The 21,534-nt window shown below is 36.4% G+C and carries 28 protein-coding genes; 23 read left to right on the top strand and 5 right to left on the bottom strand.

What is annotated here, in order from left to right:
• Positions 1–9 precede the first annotated feature (9 nt).
• The 13 genes from JNUCC25_RS18410 (at position 10) to JNUCC25_RS18350 (ending at position 10,682) form a co-directional block, all read left to right on the top strand.
• Positions 10–1,539 carry an acetaldehyde dehydrogenase (acetylating) gene (locus tag JNUCC25_RS18410; RefSeq protein WP_454222291.1) on the top strand — a complete coding sequence of 510 codons (1,530 nt, stop codon included), beginning with the start codon at positions 10–12 and terminating at the stop codon, positions 1,537–1,539.
• 16 nt (positions 1,540–1,555) lie between these two features.
• Entirely contained in the window at positions 1,556–1,849 is a 294-nt protein-coding gene (gene eutM, locus JNUCC25_RS18405; RefSeq protein ID WP_013058365.1) for an ethanolamine utilization microcompartment protein EutM, read from the top strand.
• 25 nt (positions 1,850–1,874) lie between these two features.
• The gene (locus JNUCC25_RS18400) at positions 1,875–2,528 is read left to right on the top strand and encodes a phosphate propanoyltransferase (protein WP_013058364.1); all 654 of its coding nucleotides are present in this window, start codon (positions 1,875–1,877) and stop codon (positions 2,526–2,528) included.
• Positions 2,525–3,190: a hypothetical protein gene (locus JNUCC25_RS18395; RefSeq protein WP_055992748.1), complete on the top strand. Its 666-nt coding sequence runs from the start codon at positions 2,525–2,527 to the stop codon at positions 3,188–3,190. The genes JNUCC25_RS18400 and JNUCC25_RS18395 overlap by 4 nt, the downstream gene beginning before the upstream one ends.
• Positions 3,187–3,471 carry a EutN/CcmL family microcompartment protein gene (locus tag JNUCC25_RS18390; protein WP_013058362.1) on the top strand — a complete coding sequence of 95 codons (285 nt, stop codon included), beginning with the start codon at positions 3,187–3,189 and terminating at the stop codon, positions 3,469–3,471. Before JNUCC25_RS18395 ends, JNUCC25_RS18390 begins: the two co-directional genes overlap by 4 nt.
• Positions 3,464–3,877: a BMC domain-containing protein gene (locus tag JNUCC25_RS18385; RefSeq protein WP_013058361.1), complete on the top strand. Its 414-nt coding sequence runs from the start codon at positions 3,464–3,466 to the stop codon at positions 3,875–3,877. The genes JNUCC25_RS18390 and JNUCC25_RS18385 overlap by 8 nt, the downstream gene beginning before the upstream one ends.
• A gap of 35 nt (positions 3,878–3,912) precedes the next feature.
• Complete coding sequence (mdh, locus tag JNUCC25_RS18380) at positions 3,913–4,869, top strand: malate dehydrogenase (protein ID WP_454222288.1); 957 nt, start codon at positions 3,913–3,915, stop codon at positions 4,867–4,869.
• Between the two features lie 570 nt (positions 4,870–5,439).
• On the top strand, positions 5,440–5,838 hold the full coding sequence (locus JNUCC25_RS18375) for a DoxX family protein (protein WP_013084346.1): 399 nt from the start codon (positions 5,440–5,442) through the stop codon (positions 5,836–5,838).
• A gap of 142 nt (positions 5,839–5,980) precedes the next feature.
• Positions 5,981–6,919: a ring-cleaving dioxygenase gene (locus JNUCC25_RS18370; protein ID WP_098399927.1), complete on the top strand. Its 939-nt coding sequence runs from the start codon at positions 5,981–5,983 to the stop codon at positions 6,917–6,919.
• Between the two features lie 155 nt (positions 6,920–7,074).
• Positions 7,075–7,641, top strand: coding sequence for an NADPH-dependent FMN reductase (locus JNUCC25_RS18365; RefSeq protein WP_029323469.1), 567 nt, complete (start codon positions 7,075–7,077; stop codon positions 7,639–7,641).
• Between the two features lie 174 nt (positions 7,642–7,815).
• On the top strand, positions 7,816–8,460 hold the full coding sequence (gene ycaC / locus JNUCC25_RS18360; RefSeq protein WP_013058356.1) for an isochorismate family cysteine hydrolase YcaC: 645 nt from the start codon (positions 7,816–7,818) through the stop codon (positions 8,458–8,460).
• Between the two features lie 257 nt (positions 8,461–8,717).
• The gene (locus tag JNUCC25_RS18355) at positions 8,718–9,809 is read left to right on the top strand and encodes a low temperature requirement protein A (protein WP_387567909.1); all 1,092 of its coding nucleotides are present in this window, start codon (positions 8,718–8,720) and stop codon (positions 9,807–9,809) included.
• A gap of 36 nt (positions 9,810–9,845) precedes the next feature.
• Positions 9,846–10,682, top strand: a complete 837-nt coding sequence (locus JNUCC25_RS18350) for an alpha/beta fold hydrolase (RefSeq protein WP_013058354.1) — start codon at positions 9,846–9,848, stop codon at positions 10,680–10,682.
• Positions 10,683–10,883: 201 nt separating this feature from the next.
• Here the strand turns inward: JNUCC25_RS18350 and JNUCC25_RS18345 are convergent, their stop codons facing one another.
• Together JNUCC25_RS18345 and JNUCC25_RS18340 are read right to left on the bottom strand one after the other, a co-directional pair.
• Positions 10,884–11,783: an alpha/beta hydrolase family protein gene (locus JNUCC25_RS18345; RefSeq protein ID WP_177563783.1), complete on the bottom strand. Its 900-nt coding sequence runs from the start codon at positions 11,781–11,783 to the stop codon at positions 10,884–10,886.
• 150 nt (positions 11,784–11,933) lie between these two features.
• Positions 11,934–12,377, bottom strand: a complete 444-nt coding sequence (locus JNUCC25_RS18340) for an Lrp/AsnC family transcriptional regulator (protein WP_029323463.1) — start codon at positions 12,375–12,377, stop codon at positions 11,934–11,936.
• Between the two features lie 137 nt (positions 12,378–12,514).
• On the opposite strand from JNUCC25_RS18340, the gene JNUCC25_RS18335 reads away from it, so the two are divergent.
• The gene (locus JNUCC25_RS18335) at positions 12,515–13,099 is read left to right on the top strand and encodes a DJ-1/PfpI family protein (RefSeq protein WP_029323461.1); all 585 of its coding nucleotides are present in this window, start codon (positions 12,515–12,517) and stop codon (positions 13,097–13,099) included.
• A 144-nt stretch (positions 13,100–13,243) separates the two neighbouring features.
• Here the strand turns inward: JNUCC25_RS18335 and JNUCC25_RS18330 are convergent, their stop codons facing one another.
• A complete protein-coding gene (locus tag JNUCC25_RS18330) occupies positions 13,244–14,119 on the bottom strand; it encodes a LysR family transcriptional regulator (RefSeq protein ID WP_029323458.1) in 876 nt (291 codons plus the stop codon).
• A 106-nt stretch (positions 14,120–14,225) separates the two neighbouring features.
• On the opposite strand from JNUCC25_RS18330, the gene JNUCC25_RS18325 reads away from it, so the two are divergent.
• The 4 genes from JNUCC25_RS18325 (at position 14,226) to JNUCC25_RS18310 (ending at position 16,759) form a co-directional block, all read left to right on the top strand.
• A complete protein-coding gene (locus JNUCC25_RS18325; protein ID WP_064471977.1) occupies positions 14,226–14,636 on the top strand; it encodes a tautomerase family protein in 411 nt (136 codons plus the stop codon).
• Position 14,637: 1 nt separating this feature from the next.
• Positions 14,638–14,949, top strand: a complete 312-nt coding sequence (locus JNUCC25_RS18320) for a carboxymuconolactone decarboxylase family protein (RefSeq protein ID WP_098277772.1) — start codon at positions 14,638–14,640, stop codon at positions 14,947–14,949.
• 1,188 nt (positions 14,950–16,137) lie between these two features.
• Positions 16,138–16,350 (top strand): hypothetical protein, encoded by a 213-nt coding sequence (locus JNUCC25_RS18315; protein ID WP_078082068.1) that lies wholly within the window; start codon positions 16,138–16,140, stop codon positions 16,348–16,350.
• Between the two features lie 280 nt (positions 16,351–16,630).
• Positions 16,631–16,759, top strand: coding sequence for a hypothetical protein (locus tag JNUCC25_RS18310; RefSeq protein WP_255260842.1), 129 nt, complete (start codon positions 16,631–16,633; stop codon positions 16,757–16,759).
• A 55-nt stretch (positions 16,760–16,814) separates the two neighbouring features.
• On the opposite strand, the gene JNUCC25_RS18305 is transcribed toward JNUCC25_RS18310, so the two are convergent.
• The gene (locus tag JNUCC25_RS18305) at positions 16,815–17,450 is read right to left on the bottom strand and encodes a class I SAM-dependent methyltransferase (RefSeq protein ID WP_029323453.1); all 636 of its coding nucleotides are present in this window, start codon (positions 17,448–17,450) and stop codon (positions 16,815–16,817) included.
• Between the two features lie 108 nt (positions 17,451–17,558).
• On the opposite strand from JNUCC25_RS18305, the gene yeiL reads away from it, so the two are divergent.
• Complete coding sequence (gene yeiL / locus JNUCC25_RS18300; protein WP_454222282.1) at positions 17,559–18,221, top strand: transcriptional regulator YeiL; 663 nt, start codon at positions 17,559–17,561, stop codon at positions 18,219–18,221.
• Positions 18,222–18,366: 145 nt separating this feature from the next.
• Here the strand turns inward: yeiL and JNUCC25_RS18295 are convergent, their stop codons facing one another.
• On the bottom strand, positions 18,367–18,951 hold the full coding sequence (locus JNUCC25_RS18295; RefSeq protein ID WP_078082067.1) for an NAD(P)H-dependent oxidoreductase: 585 nt from the start codon (positions 18,949–18,951) through the stop codon (positions 18,367–18,369).
• A gap of 146 nt (positions 18,952–19,097) precedes the next feature.
• On the opposite strand from JNUCC25_RS18295, the gene JNUCC25_RS18290 reads away from it, so the two are divergent.
• The 4 genes from JNUCC25_RS18290 (at position 19,098) to JNUCC25_RS18275 (ending at position 21,532) form a co-directional block, all read left to right on the top strand.
• Positions 19,098–19,442 carry a winged helix-turn-helix transcriptional regulator gene (locus JNUCC25_RS18290; RefSeq protein ID WP_013058343.1) on the top strand — a complete coding sequence of 115 codons (345 nt, stop codon included), beginning with the start codon at positions 19,098–19,100 and terminating at the stop codon, positions 19,440–19,442.
• A 207-nt stretch (positions 19,443–19,649) separates the two neighbouring features.
• Complete coding sequence (locus tag JNUCC25_RS18285; RefSeq protein ID WP_155660623.1) at positions 19,650–19,793, top strand: hypothetical protein; 144 nt, start codon at positions 19,650–19,652, stop codon at positions 19,791–19,793.
• A gap of 204 nt (positions 19,794–19,997) precedes the next feature.
• Positions 19,998–20,573, top strand: coding sequence for a TetR/AcrR family transcriptional regulator (locus JNUCC25_RS18280; RefSeq protein ID WP_013058342.1), 576 nt, complete (start codon positions 19,998–20,000; stop codon positions 20,571–20,573).
• Between the two features lie 110 nt (positions 20,574–20,683).
• Positions 20,684–21,532 carry an alpha/beta fold hydrolase gene (locus JNUCC25_RS18275; RefSeq protein ID WP_013058341.1) on the top strand — a complete coding sequence of 283 codons (849 nt, stop codon included), beginning with the start codon at positions 20,684–20,686 and terminating at the stop codon, positions 21,530–21,532.
• Positions 21,533–21,534: the final 2 nt, after the last annotated feature.

Genomic DNA, 21,534 nt, shown 5'->3' with positions numbered 1-21,534 from the left:
TTGTTGGATGTGCAGTTTGATAAAGATCTTCAATCTTTACAAGAGATGCGAGATGCAGTGGAAAAGGCAAAAGCCGCACAGCAGGTATACTTAGATTTTTCACAAGAACAAGTAGATCGTATCGTTGAACGAGTTGCCGAAGCAGCTTATTCTAAAGCATTGGAATTAGCGAAAATGGCTGTTGAAGAGACGCGAATGGGTGTTGTAGAACATAAGAAAATTAAAAATGAGGTAGGATCTAGAGCTGTTTATGAATCAATTAAAAACGAAAAAACAGTAGGTATTGTTCACGAAGATAGAGCGAACAAAGTTGTAGAAGTTGCCTCTCCTTTTGGAGTCGTTGCTGGAATTATTCCGACAACTAACCCAACTTCAACGGCTATCTTCAAGACATTAATTAGTTTAAAAACTAGAAATGCTCTAGTAGTCAGCCCTCATCCCCGGGCAATGAACTGTACAGTAGAAGCGCTTAAAATTTGCTCCCGTGCAGCAGTTGAAGCAGGAGCTCCTGAAGGGCTTATTGGTTGGATTTCTAATCCTTCTATGGAAGCAACTAACGAATTAATGAAGCATAAAGATGTGAATTTAATTTTAGCAACAGGTGGAAGTGGTCTCGTTCGCGCAGCGTATAGTTCTGGGAAACCAGCTTATGGTGTAGGTCCAGGAAACGTACCTGTATATATTGAGAAGACAGCGAAGGTTGACCAAGCAGTAAAAATGATTGTCGATAGCAAAACGTTCGACAACGGTACGATTTGTGCAACCGAACAAGCGATTGTTGTTGATCTTAATATTCAACAAATGGCTATTAGAGAATTAAAGAATAACGGGGCCTACTTCTTAAATTCAGAAGAGAAAGCCAAAATGGAAAAAGTGATTTCACCGATTCCAAAGAAGCTTAACCCAAATATTGTTGGTCAAAATGCTGTGAAAATTGCTGAAATGGCAGGTATTACAGTACCTTCTGCTACACGAATCTTAGTTGCCGAAGAAACAAAGGTGGCAAAGGATGTACCGTTTTCGATTGAAAAGCTAGCACCTATCTTCCCATTGTATACAGCTAAGAACGAAGAGCAAGCAAGGGAATTATGTTTAAGCTTATTAAATCTTGGAGGAAGAGGTCACAGCTTATCACTTCATACAAACGATGATGCGGTAGCTAAAACGTTTGCTCTTGAAATGCCGGTCTCAAGATTGATGGTCAACACACTCTCGTCAGTGGGAGCTGTGGGTGGTACGACTGGACTTAAACCATCCTTTACACTAGGATGCGGTTCATTCGGAGGCAACATTACGTCAGACAATGTAACCGCTCGCCATTTATTAAATATTAAGCGAATGGCTTATGGTACAAAAGAGGTGACAATTCCAAAACCATCCGTATCTTTTACCTCTGCTTCATCAGATATAAAAGATCATCAGGAGGTACAGGAAATTGTCAACGAAGTTATGAATCAATTAAAGCCACAGGGACCAATTGATTCGGCAGCAATTTCTGAAATGGTTAATCAAGCACTTCAAAAATATCAAACAAACTAATTAGGGGGAATTAAAAATGGCAAGAGAACTAACAGCATTAGGAATGATTGAAACAAAAGGATTAGTAGCATCAGTAGAGGCAGCAGACGCAATGGTAAAAGCAGCAAACGTACATTTAGTTGGTAAAGTTCACGTAGGTGGAGGAATTGTAACGGTTTTAGTACGCGGTGACGTAGGCGCGGTAAAAGCAGCGACAGATTCTGGTGCGGCAGCTGCACAGCGCGTTGGAGAACTTATTTCCGTTCATGTTATCCCACGTCCACACAATGAATTAGAAAGTATTTTACCGAAAATCGATAGTGAACTATAAGCTTAAAAAGTTAGGAGCATAGCGCATGAATAAGCAGGCCATTCAATCGATTGTAGCAGAGGTTGTTCAGCAGTTAAGTCAAACAACCAAGCAAAGCAATACAGTCCCAATGGCTGTATCTGCTAGACACTGTCACTTAAGTATAGAAGATGTAGAAACTCTTTTTGGAGAAGAGTACCAACTAACAAAAAAATCAGACCTGTCTCAGCCTGGTCAATTTGCAGCGAATGAAACGGTTACTATTGTGGGGCCTAAAGGAAGCATCGAAAAGGTGCGAGTCCTTGGCCCAGCAAGGAGTATAACTCAAGTGGAGGTCAGTAAAACTGATGCAATTAAACTTGGTGCGGCTCCTCCACTACGTGAGTCTGGAGATATAAAGAATTCAGAAGCGATTACATTAGTTGGACCAAAGGGGAGCATTTACAAGAAAGAAGGATTAATCGTTGCACGAGCTCATATTCATATGACGCCGGATGATGCTGAAGCTTATGGTGTAAAAAATGGTCAGTGTGTTCGCATTACCTCTCAAGGAGAAAGACCTACTACGCTAGAACGTGTATTAATTCGAGTTTCACCAAAGTTCAAGCTTGAAATGCATATTGATACAGATGAAGCGAATGCCGGACTAATTTCTACCGGAGCTACAGGGATTCTTTCTCAATACGAGGAAGCTTTATGAACCATCATGCTCTGATTGAACAAATTGTAGTAGAAGTTTTGAAACGGTTAGATAAATCAGACAAGCAGCACCTAAATGTAAAGCCAAAGCTGCTGATCGTGAAAGAGGCAGCAGCAATTGATCCAATTCAAATCAAAAAGCTAGAAACAAGCTGGACACTGGTTTACAGCGATGACCAAAAAGAAAACCTTCCAAAAGATATACAAGGTATTTTATTTGCAGAAGCAAAGCAAGACCTGCTAGTAAAAGGAGCGCTTGGCATGACAGATACACTAGAAAGTTCTCTTTTAGCTGAGGCTTTGCTAGAAGGAATTTCTGTTTCACTCATTCCTTCTGTAACTTTAGGAAACGTCTTGCTATCTACTAATCAAAAAAAGCCAGTAAACAACAAATATGCAGCCCATTTAATCGCTTATAAAAATACATTAGAAGGCTTTGGGGTGAAAATCCAATCGTTTGAGAGATTTTTGCAATCAGGCTTAAACAGACATTCTTTATCATTTACAGAACGAGTGTTAACCCAAAGACATGTGAAATTAGTAGAAGAAGAAAAAATTACTGTTTCACCTAAAACGATTATCACTCCTTTAGCACGCGATACAGCAAGAGAATTAGGAAAAGAAATTTGCGTGATAGACATAGAGGGAGCGGATGTTTTATGAAAATAGGGACGGTAATTGGCAACGTCTGGGCAACAAGAAAAGAAGATAATTTACGCGGTTTAAAATTTTTAGTTGTTCAACCGGAACTTTTAAATAAATCGAATAACGACTCTTCTTTTATTGCAGTTGATCGTATTGGAGCGGGGATTGGTGATAAGGTAATGGTTACGCAAGGAAGTGCCGCAGCACATATGGCATCCGACACCCCATTACCCATTGATGCAATTATTATCGGGATTATAGACTCTGTTGATATAGAAAGAGGTGGAGAGAATGGCTAAAGCGCTTGGCATGATTGAAACAAGAGGCTTAATAGGTTCGATCGTCGCAGCGGATGCGATGCTAAAATCAGCTGATGTTCGCTTAGTGAAGCAAGAAAAAGTGGATGCAGCTCTTGTGACAGTGTTAGTTGAAGGTGATGTTAGTGCAGTACAGGCAGCTGTAGATATGGGAAAAGAAGAAGCGGCTCGCGTTGGAGAATTAGTTTCAGCACATGTAATTCCCCATCCTGATGAAGAGGTTGGAAATAGCCTATTAAAAGATGAAAATAAAGAATTGCAGTCAAAGGAGACACCTAAAGACAATAAAGCGACTAAAAAATCATCTGCTGCTAAAACAAAATCCAGTATTCAATATAAAGCAAAAGCAGATTCTGCTGCTGTAGAAGAAGATCAAAAAGTAGAATAACATACATATAAACGACGAGGAACGGGGGATAAATCATGGCATTTAAGCGTAAAAAAATAGCTGTAATTGGAGCGGGATTTACAGGAGCCACAGCAGCATTAATGATGGCACAAAAAGAACTTGGAGACGTAGTGTTAGTTGATATTCCTTCCCAGACTAACCCGACTAAAGGAAAAGCACTTGATATGTTAGAGGCAAGCCCAGTCCAAGGATTTGACGCTAATATTAAGGGAACATCTAGCTATGAGGACATTCAGGATGCAGATTTAGTATTAATTACTGCAGGACTTCCAAGAAAACCGGGAATGAGCCGTGATGACCTAGTCTCAACAAACGCAAAAATTATGAAAGAAGTATCGGAAAATGTAAAAAAGCATGCACCAAACAGTTATATTATTGTATTGAGTAATCCAGTTGATGCAATGACATACGTTTGTTATAAAACTACGGGGTTCCCTAAGAATAGAGTAATAGGCCAATCTGGTGTATTAGATACAGCCCGCTTTAATACATTTGTGGCTCAAGAATTAAATATCTCTGTTGAAGATGTATCAGGATTTGTTTTAGGCGGCCACGGAGATGATATGGTACCATTAGTTCGTTATGCGTATGCCGGAGGAATTCCACTTGATAAAATCATTTCACCTGAACGTATAGAAGCTATTGTAGAGCGAACACGCAAAGGTGGAGGAGAAATCGTTAACCTGCTTGGAAATGGAAGTGCCTATTATGCTCCTGCTGCTTCTATGGTTCAAATGGCAGAAGCGATCCTAAAGGATAAGAAGCGAATTCTCCCTTCTGTAGCTTATCTAGAAGGGGAATATGGCTGTAATAATCTTTACCTAGGTGTACCCACAATCCTAGGAGGAGATGGAATTGAACATATCATTGAACTTCCTTTAACGGAAAAGGAAAATGAAGGGTTAAAACGTTCAATCGAATCCGTACAAAGCGTTATGGCTATTTTAGAGTCATCAGAAGTATTCAGCTAAACCAACTTATTATTATTTCAGCTGCCTATTATTAAAATTTAGAGGTATTTTCAAGTTATGTACTTGAAGGAATTGGACCAATAGAAACTGCTGAATATTTTCTAATCATTTGAGTGTGTTAAGGAACTTTTCAGCAGAAAAAATAATAAAGATACAGAAAACTGAGTGAAATGCATCCTGCTACATTTGTAGGGTGCATTTTTGTATGAATAAGTGATATTACTTTTATATTTCACAGAAAAGTAAATAAACCTTGCTTAATTCTTTTTAGAACTTGGGTCATACGCGATACGCTTTGCAATGCTCCCGCTACTCATCCTGATGACTTTATATCCTTATTTCCTCTTTTAATATGATTAATAACCTTTAGCTTATATATTTCTTCTCCCATGCTCATATCCGCTCAAAATCATGAATATGTTTTTAATACGTCGCTAAGCGTTTCAACTAGCTACGAAAAAATATAAAAATTTATATTGACAGTGGAATCATAAGGTTTTATAATTATCCTTAATTCAAGATATTTTAATTCGAGATTTTAAAGTGATGAAAAAATAGGAGGAATAAAAAATGGTGAGCATTGGTTTATTGTTAATACGTTTAGTCATTGGATTATCTTTTATGGCACATGGAACTCAGAAATTATTTGGATGGTTTGGCGGCCACGGGCTAAAAGGAACAGGAGGCTGGTTTGAATCCATCGGAATGAAGCCGGGTGTTAGAATGGCGTTAATGGCTGGATTATCAGAGCTAGTAGGCGGGGCTTTATTTGCTGCAGGACTTCTTACGCCGCTTGGAGCACTTTTGATTGCAGGAACAATGGTCATGGCGATTGTGAAAGTACACGGTCCAAATGGATACTGGGCAACACAAAACGGATATGAATATAATCTTACGCTGCTAGTTGTAGCAATCGGTGTAGCAATTGCAGGACCAGGTTATTATGCACTAGATACTTTTATTTTCTAAAAGAGAAAATGGGTTGGAATAAGAAAGATGCTTTTATTTTTTGACTAATATCTCGAATTCGAGATATTTACGATAAATAGTTGTAATTTTAAGAGGGATAACGAAACATATGGCGAAAAATGTATCGAAGGAGATGGTAGTAATGAGTAAAAAAACAGCGGGTATTCATCATATCACGGCGATTGTAGGTCATCCTCAAGAAAATGTTGACTTTTATGCAGGTGTGTTAGGATTACGTTTGGTCAAACAAACGGTGAACTTTGATGATCCAGGAACGTATCATCTTTACTTTGGAAATGAAGGCGGAAAACCTGGAACGATTATCACATTCTTCCCGTGGGCAAATGCACGACAAGGAAAAATAGGCGACGGGCAAGTTGGGGTAACTTCCTATGTGGTTCCAAAGGGTGCGATGGACTTTTGGGAACAACGATTAGCTAAGTTTGGGATTCCAGCTACAAAGATGGAGCGATTTGGAGAGCAGTATTTAGAGTTTGATGATCCTCATGGTTTACATCTAGAGATTGTTGAAAGAGAAGAAGGAGAAAAAAATACGTGGCAAGCTGGTGAAATTAAACCTGATGTTGCTATTAAAGGATTCGGAGGCGCTACGTTATTATCCGTTCGACCTGATGAAACAGCTCAATTATTAGAAAACGTAATGGGTCTACAAAAAGTAGGGCAAGAAGGAGATTTTATACGTTTTCAATCATCAGCTGACATTGGAAATGTCATCGATTTAAAATTAACAACCATTGGACGCGGGCAAATGGGCGTTGGAACGGTTCACCATATTGCATGGCGAGCAAAAGATGATGAAGATCAGTTGGAATGGCAGAAATACGTAGCCGATAGCGGATACGGAGTGACGGCTGTTCGAGATCGGAATTACTTTAATGCGATTTACTTTAAAGAACACGGAGAAATTCTATTTGAAATTGCAACAGACCCTCCAGGCTTTGCGCATGATGAATCACATGAAACAATGGGAGAAAAGCTCATGCTGCCTGAACAGTACGAAACCCATCGAGATCAAATTGAAAGAGCTTTGATTCCTTTTGAAGTGAGAGAATTAGACTGAATTTCACTGAAAAAATTCTTTTAGTAATAGTAAAACGCTAGTTCAACCCTACATTAGGTACAAAGAAGGAATTAATTTATCTATATATAAAACTAATATCTATATTTGAAACACCGTGGTAATATGAAATTAATTCCAAGTAAGGAGGTGAATAGATGACAAAAACTATTGGTCTTATTTGTGGAAGTTTACGAAAGAATTCGTATAACCGAATGATCGCTGAGTCATTGACTACATTAGATGACTCAGCTCAATATCGCTGGATTGAAATAAGCAGCCTGCCTTTTTTTAATGAAGACTTAGAAGCTGACGGATCACCAGAATCTGTCGCATCTTTTAGAGCTGCGATTCAAGATGTTGACGGTGTTATCATTGTAAGTCCAGAGTACAACTCGGGAATTCCAGGAGTGTTAAAAAATGCCTTAGACTGGGCATCAAGACCTCGGACTTCTTCTGTTTTAAACAGAAAACCGGTTGGTCTCATTGGAGCAACTCCAGGAGGCTTCGGTACGGCTTTTGCTCAAATGCAAACGAGAGAAGTACTGGAAGCTATGCAAGTCAACGTTTTACCATTTCAAAAAATGCTGATTTCGCAAGTTCATGAAAAAATTGATGCTCAACAAAAAGTACTAACCGATGAATCAACAAAACGTTATCTTCAGCGCTACCTACAGCAGTTCATTCATTGGATTGATCAAGCACCTGTTCCTGTTCTAGATTAAGAGAGAGAACACACCTCACGAACCTTCACCTCAGAAATAACTTTTCTTTCTATACATGTTTTACCTAACAGATCATAAATGAAATCCAAAAAACCGTTCAAATTATAGACCGCTTGTAAGGAATGGAAAGGGTACGTGTATCCTTACTTGCCTTAATTTAAGGAGGATTATAAAATGTCTGATCTTTACTCTCGCCTTTCAAAAGATGATGCTGCCGTGCTTTTAGTTGACCACCAAACGGGGCTTATTTCCGGCCTTGTACGTGACTATGGTGTTGATGAATTTAAAAACAACGTATTAGCTCTTGGTGATACGGCTAAATTCTTTGATTTACCGGTTATTTTAACAACAAGCTTTGAAAATGGACCCAACGGCCCGCTCATGCAAGAACTCGTTGATTTGTTTCCTGATGCGCCAAAGATAGCTCGTCCTGGACAAATCAACGCATGGGATAACGAAGACTTTGTTAAAGCCATTGAAGCAACGGGCAAAAAACAGCTGATCATCGCGGGTGTAGTTACAGACGTCTGCGTTGCTTTTCCTGCGCTTTCGGCCATTAAAGCAGGCTACGAAGTGTTTGTTGTGACAGATGCTTCAGGGACGTTCAATAAGCAAGTAGCGGATGCAGCATTAACGCGTATGGCTCACGGGGGCGCACAGCTTATGAACTGGTTTAGCGTAGCGTGCGAGCTTCAGCGCGACTGGCGCAACGACGTTGAAGGTTTTGGTAATTTAATTTCTAGTCATCTTCCTGGTTATCAAAACTTAATGGGCAGCTATAGAGGAGCTCAGCGCGATTTCAGCAAGCAGAGTGTCTAATGTAGCAGAGACTACATTTTGCTAAAGGTCGTTCTCTTTACATATAAGACATGAAAGTAGAATGGCATCTGTGGATCATTTATGTGACGGAGAAAACGTAACGACATAAGAGAAATTGTTAGATAGGTGAGCCGACTGATGAACAGCTGGCTCACCTATCTTTTACTACGCTACCTGTCATGAAGTATGCATCTCTTGTATATAAAACAAAGTACATTAACGACAGCCTGATAAATGATAGGAAGGGATGCGGAGTAGTGGAAGAAAAAAAAGTTACGTGGCTGGAGCTTTTTTATGATTTGTTATTTGTGGCAGCCGTTGCGACTGCTACGCATGTTTTGCTTCACGTTGAACAAGGGTATATTCATGGAGAGTACTTGTTAAAGTTTGTACTGATCTTTATTCCGATATGGTGGGCGTGGACGGGACAAACAATGTTTATCAATCGGTTTGGACAGGATTTTTTGCATCAGCGCATCTTTATGATTCTTCAAATGCTGTTTGTTCTTATCATGATCTCAAGCTTGTCCGTAGATTTTGATCAATATTACGTCTCTTTTCTGATTGGCTATATTGGACTAAGAGCGTTAACCTCGATTCAATATCTTATTGTTCAAAAATTTGAACAGAGTGAGAGAAAAAAAGTTGCTGCGTTTTTAGGCGTATGCTTTGGAATTGGCATTTTCATCTCACTTCTTTCGCTCTTTTTTGATTCATGGGTCCGCTACGCCGTGTTATATACAGGAATTGCAGTGGATATGATTTTACCTATTTTAGGACATAAACGGTTAGCGAAATTACCGACCAACACTGCTCATTTGTTAGAACGCTTTGCGTTACTAACATTAATCCTGTTTGGAGAATCCGTTGTCAGCATTCTTGCTGTGATACAGCCACAAAAAGGGGATTGGAATACCATTTTATTTTCGGTTATTTCATTTGTCCTGATCATCGCCATGTGGTGGCAGTACTTTGAGAACGTAGAAAAGAAAGTAAACAAGTCCATTCAAAGAGCGGGACAAACGATTATTTACGGACACTTACTTATCCTCATGTCTCTAAGCATGATTGCAGCATCGATTAAGCTCATGTTTTTACACGAAGTTCAGTACACATTCAGCTTATATTTTGTATTCGGCTCCGTGCTGCTCTACTTCATGGCAACCACTCTTGTTTTTCACCAGTATAGATTTGAAGAACATCGTTTGAAAGTGTATCATTTAGGCTTGTTTTTAGGAATTTTAGCTGTATTTTTTATTATTAACTTACTTTTAGTCGTCCCGAGCACCCTCATCATAGGAGAGTTAGCCATCTTTTTTATTATCTACGCTAGGTTTACGACCACTTAACCAAATAAAGAACGACTATATAATGGAGGTAGCAAAATGGCAAAAATTAATGTAGGAACAGAAAATGAAGCACCTATTGAACTATACTATGAGGACCATGGGACAGGAAAGCCGGTTGTCTTAATTCACGGCTGGCCACTAAGCGGACGGTCTTGGGAATATCAAGTTCCAGCTCTTGTTGAGGCTGGATACAGAGTCATAACGTATGACCGCCGAGGATTCGGAAAGTCTTCTCAGCCATGGGACGGCTACGATTATGAAACATTCGCTGCTGATTTACATCAGTTGCTAGAACATTTGGATTTAACAAATGTGACACTAGTCGGGTTTTCAATGGGCGGCGGAGAAGTAGCTCGCTATGTAGGAACTTACGGAACAGATAGAGTAGAAAAAGCCGTATTTGCAGGAGCTGTACCACCATTTCTTTATAAGTCAGAGGATCATCCTGAAGGAGCATTAGATGATGCAGGAATCCAAGAATTTGAAAACGGCGTAAAAAATGATCGTTTAGCTTTTCTTGATAATTTTACAAAAACATTTTTTGGGATGGAAGACGGAAATGACTTAGTCAGCGAACCATTTCGACTTTACAACCGGGATATTGCAGCAGCTGCATCACCTAAAGGGACACTAGACTGTATAGCTGCTTTCAGCAAAACGGACTTCAGAGACGATTTAGCCAAATTTACAATACCTGCTCTTATTATTCATGGTGATTCAGATGAGATTGTTCCATTTGAATATAGCGGAAAGCGAACGCATGAAGCCATTCCTGGTTCTAAGTTAGCCTTAATAAAAGGCGGTCCGCACGGCTTAAATGCAACGCATGCACACGAATTTAACGAAGCGCTGCTGTCATTTTTAAGAGACTGAATGTAAGTGATTATTTTGTAGGTGAAAATCTGACGTATGAATAGGAAAAAAAGAAGTTACCAATATGGTTACTTCTTTTTTGTTTTTACGTGGTTAGGTATAGTAAGTGAAATTACTTAACATCACTTTTTTTATTGATATAAGATTTAAAAATGCTTTTAGTAGCTTTAGAAGTCTCAAAAATATATAGAATACTAATAGTTAAAAAGAACGTAATAAAAAGTCCAATATAGTGTTTTGCAGGTCCTCATGAAACTCTTTGCGATTAAAGCCTTCCGGATCCTGAGAAGGGAGGAAGGTAGGAGATTTCATAAAGTCAGGAAATGGGCTGAGAAATGAAAAGTGCCCTCCATTTTTTACAACTATATGCTGAACTTTTTCCGCATCAGAAACCCCATTTAATACAAATTCCCCGTGAAAAGAAGGAGTAATCGTATCCTTTTCGCCTGTAATCATTAAAATAGGTATATTCACGTCTTCAAGAGCTCCTCTTTCTCTGAACCATCCGGTGGCTGGCGCTAAAAGAATAAGTGATTGAACCCGCTTATCATGATCAACAGATAAACAATAAGGCTTTTGATCAGGAGATTCAGAAGGAAAAGAAGTGGGAACTCCACCTGCTACAGCAAGAGCCGTATATCCTCCCATTGAATGGCCAATAAGAGAAATATTATTTGATTTAATGTAGGAAGAAAAGGAATGCTCTTTTAAAAACCAATCAATTACAGTACGTATATGGGTAGGCCGATTTTTTAGATTACCTATTGTTCCAGATAGCGTATTATTCTCTCGATTATTAAACGGATGCTGAGGTATTCCTACAATAAAACCATGACGTGCTAAAAACTGAGCAATTGTTCGATAAGCAAAAGGTGTGCTTCCATCTCCATGAGAAATAATGACCAAAGGAAATAATCCATCTGAAAGCGGAGCATCTTGCGCAACGCTTATCGTGTAAGGTCCAATCTTTTCAACTGTTTCTTCTTTATATGTAGGATACATAATAAGCAGAGGAAAGACGTGTTCATTTTCTTGATCTTCTATATCTACGAATTGACATCCGGCATAAAATGACTGTCTTTCATCTTTTTTTATTTGCACGTATATCCTCCTCCTTGCTTTTAAAAATCCCTATTACAGCAGGCTCATATATGAAATTTGATTCAGTTATATCTCTTGAAAAATCAATTTGGATACTGTTAACTGCTAAATATATGAACATTTTAAGCTCTAGAAATTACTGTTTAAAAATTATCCACTGCTAGTATCTTGAGATAATTTAAGTTCCATATTCGTATGTGATGATAAAACGATGTTTGTTGAGGGTGTACCAAACTCCATAGCTTTATCAATAAATTCTTCTAAAGTATGTACGGACTCTGTACATACTTTTGCTATGTAACTTATTTTTCCTGCCACACGATAACATTCCATTACATCGGGATGAACGCTACAAAACGCGGCAAGATCCTTACATTTTGTCGTTTCAAATAAAACAAACGCAGTTATGTTTCTATTCAATTTTTCTGCATCAACAATTGTTTTATAGCCTTTTATAATCCCGTTTTCCTCTAACCTTCTCACTCGTTCAATGGTAGAAGGAGAAGATAAGTAAACTTTTTGAGCTAATTCCTTCATTGAAATCTTAGCATTTGCCTGCAGTTCATGAAGTATTTTTCTATCTATTACGTCCATTTTATCGTCAACCTTTTTTTATTAATTATTATCAAGTAATTACCTAATTTAGTAAAGCTATCTTTAGAAATAACCTAATTATTTGTATATAACATTGCATAAATATTTCATAAAATTTACTGAAAGGAGATGATTCTATGAAGAAAATATTATTACTTTTAGCAAATGGATTTGAAGCTGTAGAAGCAAGCGTTTTTACAGATGTGTTTGGGTGGAATAAATTTGAGGGAGACGGCACGACTGAACTAATAACAGCGGGCTTACATCCAAAGCTAACATGTACATGGAACTTTACTGTAATCCCGGAAATGCTAGTATCAGATATTAATGTAAAAGAATTTGATGCGCTTGCTATACCCGGTGGTTTTGAAGAAGCAAATTTTTATGAAGATGCTTACGATGAGAGATTCTTACAGGTTATTCGAGAATTTCACTCAGCAGGAAAACCTATCGCTAGTGTCTGTGTTGCCGCTCTTTCACTTGGAAAAAGTGGAATTCTGGAAGGTAAAAAAGCTACTACCTATAATCACTCTACAAGTATAAGAAGGGCACAGTTAAGAGAATTTGGTGTACTTGTTCAAGATGATTATATTGTTGTAGACCACAATATAATTACTTCATCAAACCCTAGCACCGGGTTTGATGTGGCTTTTTTACTATTAGAGAAATTAACTTCTTTAGAAAATGTTCAACAGGTGAAAAATTTAATAGGATTTAACTAATCAACAAATATTGTTTTGATAGAGAATGAGTACTATATTAATCTGTAAAAGGGACAAAGATCTCTATAATTACAAAAAAATCCTTTGCCCTGGAAGCAAAGGGTTTTTGTATAAATGAATTCATTACGTTAAATAAGTTTCCGTCTACGATAATGAAGATTTAATTACCTCTATAACATTCTTTTTTGTCTGGCTTAAATAAGTTCTTTTTTCAGTAGAAATTAATAAGCCTATAGGCATTTGAGGGTCAAAGCCCTTTACTTCAAACGAGATATTACTTGGTTTCAAACTAGTTCCTCTAGGGATAATTCCTACTGCATGTCCAAACATCATTTCTGGAATGAGATGCAGGGCACTGCAGCTGTAAACGGTTTTAAAGGCTAAATCATTCTCTGCCAAAAAATGATTGACGGATTGATAGTAATAACAGCTATTTTCTCCGATTAAAATGGGATAGTGGATAATATCGGCTATTTCAACTGTTTCCTGTTGCAGTAGTGGATGGTTAGACGTATTAACAATAAATTGAATTTGTTCTTTACCAAGCGGAGTAAAAGTCACGCCGGAAAGGTTCGTATTCTGTCCGCAAACAGCAAAGTCCAGTTTATCTTGACGTAATAGTTCTGATAAAAGTGCCGTGTTTCCAATAGTAAAATCGCAGTGTATGTAAGGTTTTTCCTCATTTAAATAGCTTAATATAGCTGGCATCAACCTTTGAGCAATCGATTCTGATAACCCTATTTTGATGGTTCCTTTTTCCTCTTTGCTTATACGCTGCGCTTGAGATATGGAATACTCCCAGTGCTTCAACAAGCTATCTACTTCTTCTACAAATAACGTACCTTCCTTTGTTAAGGTTGCTTCCCAGCCTCGTTCAAATAAGAGAAATCCAAGATATTTTTCTAACTTTTTTATATGAGTGGTGACGGTAGACTGGGCATAGTTTAGTTTTTTTGCTGCAAGTGAAAACGTTCCTTCTGCCACAATTGTTTTAAACGTCGTTAATTCTTTAATTTCCACTTTCTAACCTCATCTCTATCGGTTTTTTCGATAATTACTAGACTTATTTTCAATTATACAAATGAAGAGTATGGAAGTACACTAAATATAGAAAGGAAGATGATCGATGCCATTTGTGAACGTGTATTACCCAGAACATCAGTTAAACCATAAGGAACTAAAAGAAGTAAGCAGTCATATTCATCAGTCTTTAATCCAACATTTTCACATCCCAGAAGACGATTATTTTCAACTGTTTTTACCGTATCCATCTCAGCATTTTTTCTATGATTCACAGTATCTCTTAGAAAGGGAAGAAAAAAGAACAGATAACATGATTTATGTCTCCATTACGTGCGGGCAAGGAAGAACGGTCGAGCAGAAAAAGAAGCTATACCAATCCATCGTAGAGGGACTTTCCACTCACTTGAATATTTCTACAAACAATATCTTTATTACATTAAACGAGACACCCCTTGAAAACTGGTCATTTGGGCAAGGAATCGCACAAATGATGAATCAAAAGGAGGAAAAATAGAATGAATAATCGCATTGAGTCTAAGCTGCTAGAAGAAATGAGAAATCTTGCTCCTGACTTTGTGAAATATGGAGAACATATCTTATTTGGGGAAGTGTGGAGAGATCCGACTTTAACACCAAAAGAAAGAAGTTTAAGTACACTTTCTGCTTTAATTAGTATTGGCAACACAGAACAAATGCCTTTTCATCTGCAGCTGGCAAAAAAGAATGGAGTGACTGAAAAAGAAATCATCGCATTAATAACTCATATGGCTTTTTACGTGGGATGGCCAAAAGCAGCTGCAACACTGAATATTGTAGCGAAGCAATGACAAAAAAAGTGCAAGAATCATGTTTGAAAATAAGGTAGGGCGGTTAATTAGTGGCGGCACAGAAAGTGGAAAGACTACTTCCTATGATTCTTAGGTTTTTGTATTATTTAGGTTTTTATGTTAAGTTATGGACATCCTTCTGTTAGTTTAGAAAGGAGTGAATTCATATCTTAAAAATAGCAATCGCTTCAATCATTGCAGGTGTTTTATTTAGCTTTTGTGCAAAATTAGCAATGTATACAAGATGGTCAAAACGGCTTGCAAAGGCTAATGAAGATACTCATAGGCCCATTAACTTTGTTCTTCAGGGGGCTTTATTTACCATTATTATGTTCATCATGTTTTTAATTGTAAAACCTTTTACATAGGAATAATGCTATAGCTGGAGTGATCGATTATTAATCTTTCATATTTAGGAATAGGTTTTGTAGCTATTGTTCTATCTACATTTTATAGTGAAAATAGATAAAATTTATTTTGTTTTTTAGCAATCTACAGTGGCTCGATTACAAAATGCAAACAAAGAGGGAATAGAATTATTTAATGAGAATTTGCTGAAACGATTGGATGAATAAGGAAGATAGGTGGATCAAGCACTTACTACTTACTTCTTCTAGAAAAATTCATAGAAGGCCATATCAACAAAAATGGTGGGGATTCTCAAAATAAGAACATAAAAAAAGCTATTTCAATCGTATTGGCATCGGAGTGAAATAGCTTTTTCTACTTTACATTCAAGAGTTTGTTAGTTCATATGAACATCCTTACATGTGAAGTATATCACAAACTATTTTTGTTGTGAAGATGAAAATTAAAATTTGTATGACAAATTTTATTGCGTTGAGAGATTTTGAATGGGTTATTTAGCTTGACCCTTACGCAGAGGCTATTTTAGAACAGCTGAGCATCTCAATAAAAATCAATGTTACCTCTTAATACCTCAGAGAAACCTGCTTCTTTCAAAGGAGCCTTTTCAATTTCTATAGATAAAAAAATATTTTATCAGGTATATTGTTAGGAAAAGTTTTAAGTGGTAAGTTTGTGTTCACTGTATTTGATATAATAAGCATTTTTGGATGGCTACTCATGTACAGGACAGGAAATATAGATAACAGTAGCTCTGCCGATAAACAACCTTTTTAAAGAAAGACATCTTACCGATAAAAATTATAAAAAGGAGAGACGTAAATGAAATTTGATGTATCTAAATTAGTTGAAGCAAAACGTCAAATTGATTCAACTTTACACAAACTCAGACAGACAGTAAAAACGTTTGAAGCTAAAGAAAATGCTGATAGATATAAATCTCAAATTACCTTAGCTAAAAGAAGAATACAAGCATTCGAAATTTCGGTAGCTCTTATTGAAAGAGAAATAAAGGACTTTAATAACAAAAGCTAGGTATCAGCTTTTACAAAGTGCGTATTTGACGCTGCCATTTATTTTATGAATCACAAAACGTCGGAAAATGCTATATAGTAGTAAAAAACATGTTTTAATTCACCTTCAATATTCGCTCAGAGCGGGATACATATGAATAAACCTTATACAATAAGAAAAGAAACCTTGCCAATACTAAGGTTTCTTTTTAGTAAATATAAAATATGTTCTAGGAACTGTATGAACAAAGAATTTTTAGTGAATTACGATAAAATATGTAATGAGAAGGAGGCGATGAAGAATGGAACTAGCTTTTTCACTGACTAATTTAGCTATGAGAGGACTGTTAAGTGTTATTTTTTACGTTCCAGAAGCTTTTTCTTTTGCAGCAAGAAAAATCTCGGGAAATTCAAAGAAGGTGCCATCTTAAACAATCGAAAAAAGCCATCTCTTTTATCACAAGAGATGGCTTTTTTTATCTATATTTATCTTATTTTACCTACATAAACTAAACCATTAGAACGATTGCCGTTCATAGTAACATATTCTACTTTTTTATATTCTACTTCTTCAAATTGATTCGTCCACTCTTTTATGCGCTTTTCACTATGATGACGCAAGATGGCTCCATCAGCTAATTCAAACACTCCATAGGTATGATATTTAGCCAAACCTTTTTCGTAACGGTCTTTGTTTCTCTTATCATGATTGAGCAAAAAATCATTAATATATATGATGCCTCCTGGTTTCAGCACGCGTTTAATCTCGTTTAAAATAGCGTTCTGTTCCTCATCTTTATGCACACATGTTAAAACTGCAAAAAGTAAAACAGCATCTAAAGAATGATTAGGAAAAGGGAGCTTCCCACTTTGAATAACTTGAAAATCAATTTCCGAGTCGTTTGACTTAGCTCTCTTAACCATCTCTTCCGAAAAATCTACACCATGTAAATTTTTATAACCGTAACCTCTTAGTTCAGATAAGGTTCTTCCATAACCACAACCATAATCCAATATGACAGCATCACGGTCAACATGTGTGAGAAATAATTCAGGTTGAAAAGGCGTAGTAAATTCCTTTTTATTAGCTACTTCATTCCAATATTCGTCTTGTTTAATCATGTGTATGAGACAACTCCTTATTGATATATCAACTTTTATTGCATCATAGCATGTAAATAGATAAAATAATGTGAGATATCTCATATTTTTATAACAATAGGAGAAAAAATGAAATTTTTAAACGAGCCTATGCACAGTTACTATATCGAAAAGTATTCGATTCAATCACTTTTTTCCTTTCCGATTACTCCATTTATTCAAGTCTGCCAATTTGAACGTGGTGAGTTTATTTACAAGGAAGGTTCCTACCCTCAATATATTTATTATCTTGTTGAAGGTAAGGCAAAACTCTATGTTACACACGAAAACGGAAAAGTGTCTTTAATTAATTTTTTACAGGCTCCAACATTCATGGGGGAAGTAGAGCTATTAAATTCGCAACAATATTCTAAAGCTATACAAACTGTCACAAAAACCATTTGTTTGGCTATTCCGATTAATGCCTGTAAAAATAAGCTCTTAACAGATGTTACATTTCTCAGGCATTTATGCAGTTTTTTAAGTGAGAAAGCAACTAGAACTTCAGCAAAGTATACCCAAAATCAGGCATATCCGCTTGAGAACCGCCTCGCTGCTTTTATAATGTTGTCGGCTGATGGTAACTTTTATAAAGAGAAACATACTGAAGTATGCGAGTACTTGGGCGTATCATATCGTCATCTGCTCCATGTACTAGCACAACTATGTAAAACAGATATTATTGAAAAGCAGTCACCAGGCTACATCATTAGAGACAGAGAACGTCTTGAAAAACTAGCGAAATTAAATTAAAGATACTCATAATAACCTTACATTTTTAGTTGCTATAATGGATGTTCTAGGAACCTAAAGAGCTAAATATTACAATTTTTAAAGCCCATTAAATAAAAGAGTGCCATCAAAAAATACTGCCTAATTAGGCAGTATTTTTATCTTTTTATGAGAAATGACGATTAAAGGTATCTTCAACTTTATTTAACATACCTTTATATCCTTCTTCATCAAGGTATCCAATACTTCCAAACAGTAAGTGTTCTACAGTCTCAATTCCAGTGAAATCAAATATTCCAATGTCAGATGTTATTTTAAGACCAGCTGTCATTCCAATCTCATCGTAAACTTCATTAGGAGTACCATGAGTATTAATGATCAAGCCTTTTTTACCTTTCAAAAGCTTAATGATTCCTTCTTCACCAGGAGCATAAGCAAACCCGTATGCAAATACTCGATCTACATATCCTTTAAGAATGGCTGGAAGACCTGTCCACCAAATAGGATAAATAAATGTTATAGCGTCTGCATCAGAGATAAATTCTTGTTCTGTTTTAATATCATTAGGAGTTTGTCCTGCTTTCATAGCTTCAGTATCTTCTGGTTTCAATACAGGTTGAAAATCCAATGCATATAAATCACGTACAACAACTTCGTGACCGTTTTTCTTTAATGTATTAACTGTTGTATCCAAGATTGCATGGTTTAAGCTTTCTGGATTTGGATGTGCATAAACAATAAGGTGTTTCATTTCAAATAACCTCCAAGTATTTATTTACTTTCATTTGATTATTAGGGGTAATCTAATATTATAGTCTTAGACGTTTTTTTAAAAGTAGTCATTTTTTTATAACATAGTCACAAAAATAGAACCATAAAGAAGGAGAGGTATTGATTATGGCACGAAGTTGGTTCACCCAACCTCCAGAAGAGCATAAAGAAGTTTGTCCAGTTACACAAACTCAAGACATAATTGCAGGAAAATGGAAAATCATCATTTTATGGCATTTAAGCACAAAAACCAGGAGATTTAATGAACTTCAAAGGCTGCTACCTAATATTTCAAAAGGAATCCTAACACGTCAGCTAAGAGAATTAGAAGAAGACCAAATGGTACACAGAGAAGTATATAAAGAAGTTCCTCCAAAAGTAGAATACTCTTTAACACCCTTAGGTAAAAGTTTCCTTCCTATCCTGCATAGTATGGGTGAATGGAGCAAAAAATATTTAAAGAGTAAATAAAATAATAATTACTTTAAAACATTGTCATAGATTTAAATATTTTATCCGTAAAAGTATACTTTTACGGACGATGTATTTGATTCTGTTTCAAAACGTTAAAGGAATAAAGTCAAGGGTTTCCTTTTAATTCTTCTTGTCTTAATTTTTCTCTTCTTCTTTCAGGTTCTTATACAACTAAAGGGGCAGTTTGATTGAGTAAGGGATCAGATGTTTTTTCTACTTGCTATTTCTTGTTTATTTGGTATGAGTGCATCTGTAGAAGAGTTTGATCCATTAATTGAAACAGTGGGAGAAGACAATCCTGAAGAAACTAAACGAATAGAAGAAATGTTTGGCGGTACCCCTAAGTGAAAGTTAATGGATAATATTGTGATATGTAGCAGATTTTTTAGAAATTATTGGTTAGTTATAATTCTTTACTAATCGTTCTAAATAAGGTATTATTTAATCATGGTTTGAAATTCATATGTTTATTTTAGAACGTTCATTCTATAATAGATTGTGACGTTTGTATTTGTTAGTATCAATTCATGGATTCTTTTAAGGAGAAATAAAATGGCTAGAAGTAAAGAGTTTGATGAAAAAGCAGTATTAAGAAAAGCAATGGAGCTTTTCTGGGAACAGGGTTATGAAAAAACATCCATGCAAGACTTGGTGGATCATATGGGAATACACCGCAGAAGTATATACGACACATTTGGTGACAAACGTTCATTGTTTTTAGCTTCCCTTAATCTCTATGAAGAGCTCATCGTCAATGAGATGGAAAGCATAATTATGAACACTTCATCTATTAAACAGACGATACGTGAGGTTTTTATTTTCATACTTAATGCCATTGAACAATACCCAAAAGGTTGCCTATCAGTAAATGCAGCCGTTGAATTATCTTTGTTGGACAAAGAAGTTGGATGCATAGTTACAAAAATGTTTAACCGTACTGAAGATATGTTTAATAACCTTATAAAACAGGGCCAAACTAGTGGAGAGCTATCAAAAGAAATCGATTCCCATAATACATCTCGTTTCTTACACAACAATTTGGTAGGGATAAGAGTACTAATAAAAACTAATTACAATAAAAAAGAATTAGAAGGCATCATTAATCTAGCACTTTCAGTGCTGGACTAGCTTTCTTTTTTTACCATTTTTAGAACGGTCATTCTAAAATTATTATGAAACAAACCATCATAATGCATACTGATAAAATTTCTTTTTAATTTCTAAGGAGGAACACAAAAATGACAAACTTTAAAATACCAACAGAATCAGAATTTATTGAAGCAGATGGAATTCGTTACGCATATAGAAAATTTGGTACACAAGATGGTATACCAGTAGTATTTCTTGTTCATTTTAGAGGAACGATGGAAAACTGGGATCCAAACATGCTTGAACCTATTGCAAATACACGCCCGGTAATCTTATTTGACAATAAAGGGGTTGGTGAGACCGATGGGCAAACACCTACTACGATAGCTGAAATGGCACAGGATGCAGGAACATTTATTAAAGCACTAGGATTAACTCAAGTCGATATTCTTGGTTTTTCAATTGGCGGAATGGTTGCACAAGAATTAGCGTTACAAGAAGGCAATTTGGTTAGACGAATCATCATGGCAGGTACTTCACCTGAATCTGGCATTAATCCAAATCCAGAGATTTTTGAAAGAATGAATCGTCACGGCGTCACAGAAGAAGATGGAATAAATGATTTTATGTTCTTTTTCTACGAGCAAACCGAAACAAGTAAATCTGCAGGAATGGCTTCACTACAAAGAATTTTTAATCAGAAAAAAGTAAACAGTTCAGAACAAGTAAAAGAGGCACAATTACAAGCCATTGCAAAATGGGCTAAACAAAAATCTAATCATGATTATGAATGGTTACAAAATATCAAACACCCTGTACTTGTTACTAATGGGGTTAATGATGTGATGGTTCCGACTAAAAACAGTTATATCTTAGCAGAGAAATTACCCAAAGCACAGCTGATTATATATCCTGATTCTGGTCACGGCCATCTATTCCAATTTCCAGAACTATTTGCAGAAAACGTAAATTCATTTCTTGATTCTAACTCTTACTAAAA

The sequence above is a fragment of the Priestia sp. JNUCC 25 genome (assembly GCF_053667915.1).
The sequence above is the reverse complement of the archived record's forward strand: the minus strand, read 5'-3'. Positions and strand labels throughout refer to the sequence as shown.

What these genes read in the sequence shown, in the direction of transcription:
- eutM (WP_013058365.1), top strand. Translation starts at nt 1,556, where the DNA reads ATGGCAAGAGAACTAACAGCATTAGGAATGATTGAAACAAAAGGATTA.
- JNUCC25_RS18400 (WP_013058364.1), top strand. Translation starts at nt 1,875, where the DNA reads ATGAATAAGCAGGCCATTCAATCGATTGTAGCAGAGGTTGTTCAGCAG.
- JNUCC25_RS18395 (WP_055992748.1), top strand. Translation starts at nt 2,525, where the DNA reads ATGAACCATCATGCTCTGATTGAACAAATTGTAGTAGAAGTTTTGAAA.
- JNUCC25_RS18390 (WP_013058362.1), top strand. Translation starts at nt 3,187, where the DNA reads ATGAAAATAGGGACGGTAATTGGCAACGTCTGGGCAACAAGAAAAGAA.
- JNUCC25_RS18385 (WP_013058361.1), top strand. Translation starts at nt 3,464, where the DNA reads ATGGCTAAAGCGCTTGGCATGATTGAAACAAGAGGCTTAATAGGTTCG.
- mdh (WP_454222288.1), top strand. Translation starts at nt 3,913, where the DNA reads ATGGCATTTAAGCGTAAAAAAATAGCTGTAATTGGAGCGGGATTTACA.
- JNUCC25_RS18375 (WP_013084346.1), top strand. Translation starts at nt 5,440, where the DNA reads ATGGTGAGCATTGGTTTATTGTTAATACGTTTAGTCATTGGATTATCT.
- JNUCC25_RS18370 (WP_098399927.1), top strand. Translation starts at nt 5,981, where the DNA reads ATGAGTAAAAAAACAGCGGGTATTCATCATATCACGGCGATTGTAGGT.
- JNUCC25_RS18365 (WP_029323469.1), top strand. Translation starts at nt 7,075, where the DNA reads ATGACAAAAACTATTGGTCTTATTTGTGGAAGTTTACGAAAGAATTCG.
- ycaC (WP_013058356.1), top strand. Translation starts at nt 7,816, where the DNA reads ATGTCTGATCTTTACTCTCGCCTTTCAAAAGATGATGCTGCCGTGCTT.
- JNUCC25_RS18350 (WP_013058354.1), top strand. Translation starts at nt 9,846, where the DNA reads ATGGCAAAAATTAATGTAGGAACAGAAAATGAAGCACCTATTGAACTA.
- JNUCC25_RS18340 (WP_029323463.1), bottom strand. Translation starts at nt 12,377, where the DNA reads ATGGACGTAATAGATAGAAAAATACTTCATGAACTGCAGGCAAATGCT.
- JNUCC25_RS18335 (WP_029323461.1), top strand. Translation starts at nt 12,515, where the DNA reads ATGAAGAAAATATTATTACTTTTAGCAAATGGATTTGAAGCTGTAGAA.
- JNUCC25_RS18325 (WP_064471977.1), top strand. Translation starts at nt 14,226, where the DNA reads ATGCCATTTGTGAACGTGTATTACCCAGAACATCAGTTAAACCATAAG.
- JNUCC25_RS18320 (WP_098277772.1), top strand. Translation starts at nt 14,638, where the DNA reads ATGAATAATCGCATTGAGTCTAAGCTGCTAGAAGAAATGAGAAATCTT.
- JNUCC25_RS18315 (WP_078082068.1), top strand. Translation starts at nt 16,138, where the DNA reads ATGAAATTTGATGTATCTAAATTAGTTGAAGCAAAACGTCAAATTGAT.
- JNUCC25_RS18310 (WP_255260842.1), top strand. Translation starts at nt 16,631, where the DNA reads ATGGAACTAGCTTTTTCACTGACTAATTTAGCTATGAGAGGACTGTTA.
- JNUCC25_RS18305 (WP_029323453.1), bottom strand. Translation starts at nt 17,450, where the DNA reads ATGATTAAACAAGACGAATATTGGAATGAAGTAGCTAATAAAAAGGAA.
- yeiL (WP_454222282.1), top strand. Translation starts at nt 17,559, where the DNA reads ATGAAATTTTTAAACGAGCCTATGCACAGTTACTATATCGAAAAGTAT.
- JNUCC25_RS18295 (WP_078082067.1), bottom strand. Translation starts at nt 18,951, where the DNA reads ATGAAACACCTTATTGTTTATGCACATCCAAATCCAGAAAGCTTAAAC.
- JNUCC25_RS18290 (WP_013058343.1), top strand. Translation starts at nt 19,098, where the DNA reads ATGGCACGAAGTTGGTTCACCCAACCTCCAGAAGAGCATAAAGAAGTT.
- JNUCC25_RS18285 (WP_155660623.1), top strand. Translation starts at nt 19,650, where the DNA reads ATGTTTTTTCTACTTGCTATTTCTTGTTTATTTGGTATGAGTGCATCT.
- JNUCC25_RS18280 (WP_013058342.1), top strand. Translation starts at nt 19,998, where the DNA reads ATGGCTAGAAGTAAAGAGTTTGATGAAAAAGCAGTATTAAGAAAAGCA.
- JNUCC25_RS18275 (WP_013058341.1), top strand. Translation starts at nt 20,684, where the DNA reads ATGACAAACTTTAAAATACCAACAGAATCAGAATTTATTGAAGCAGAT.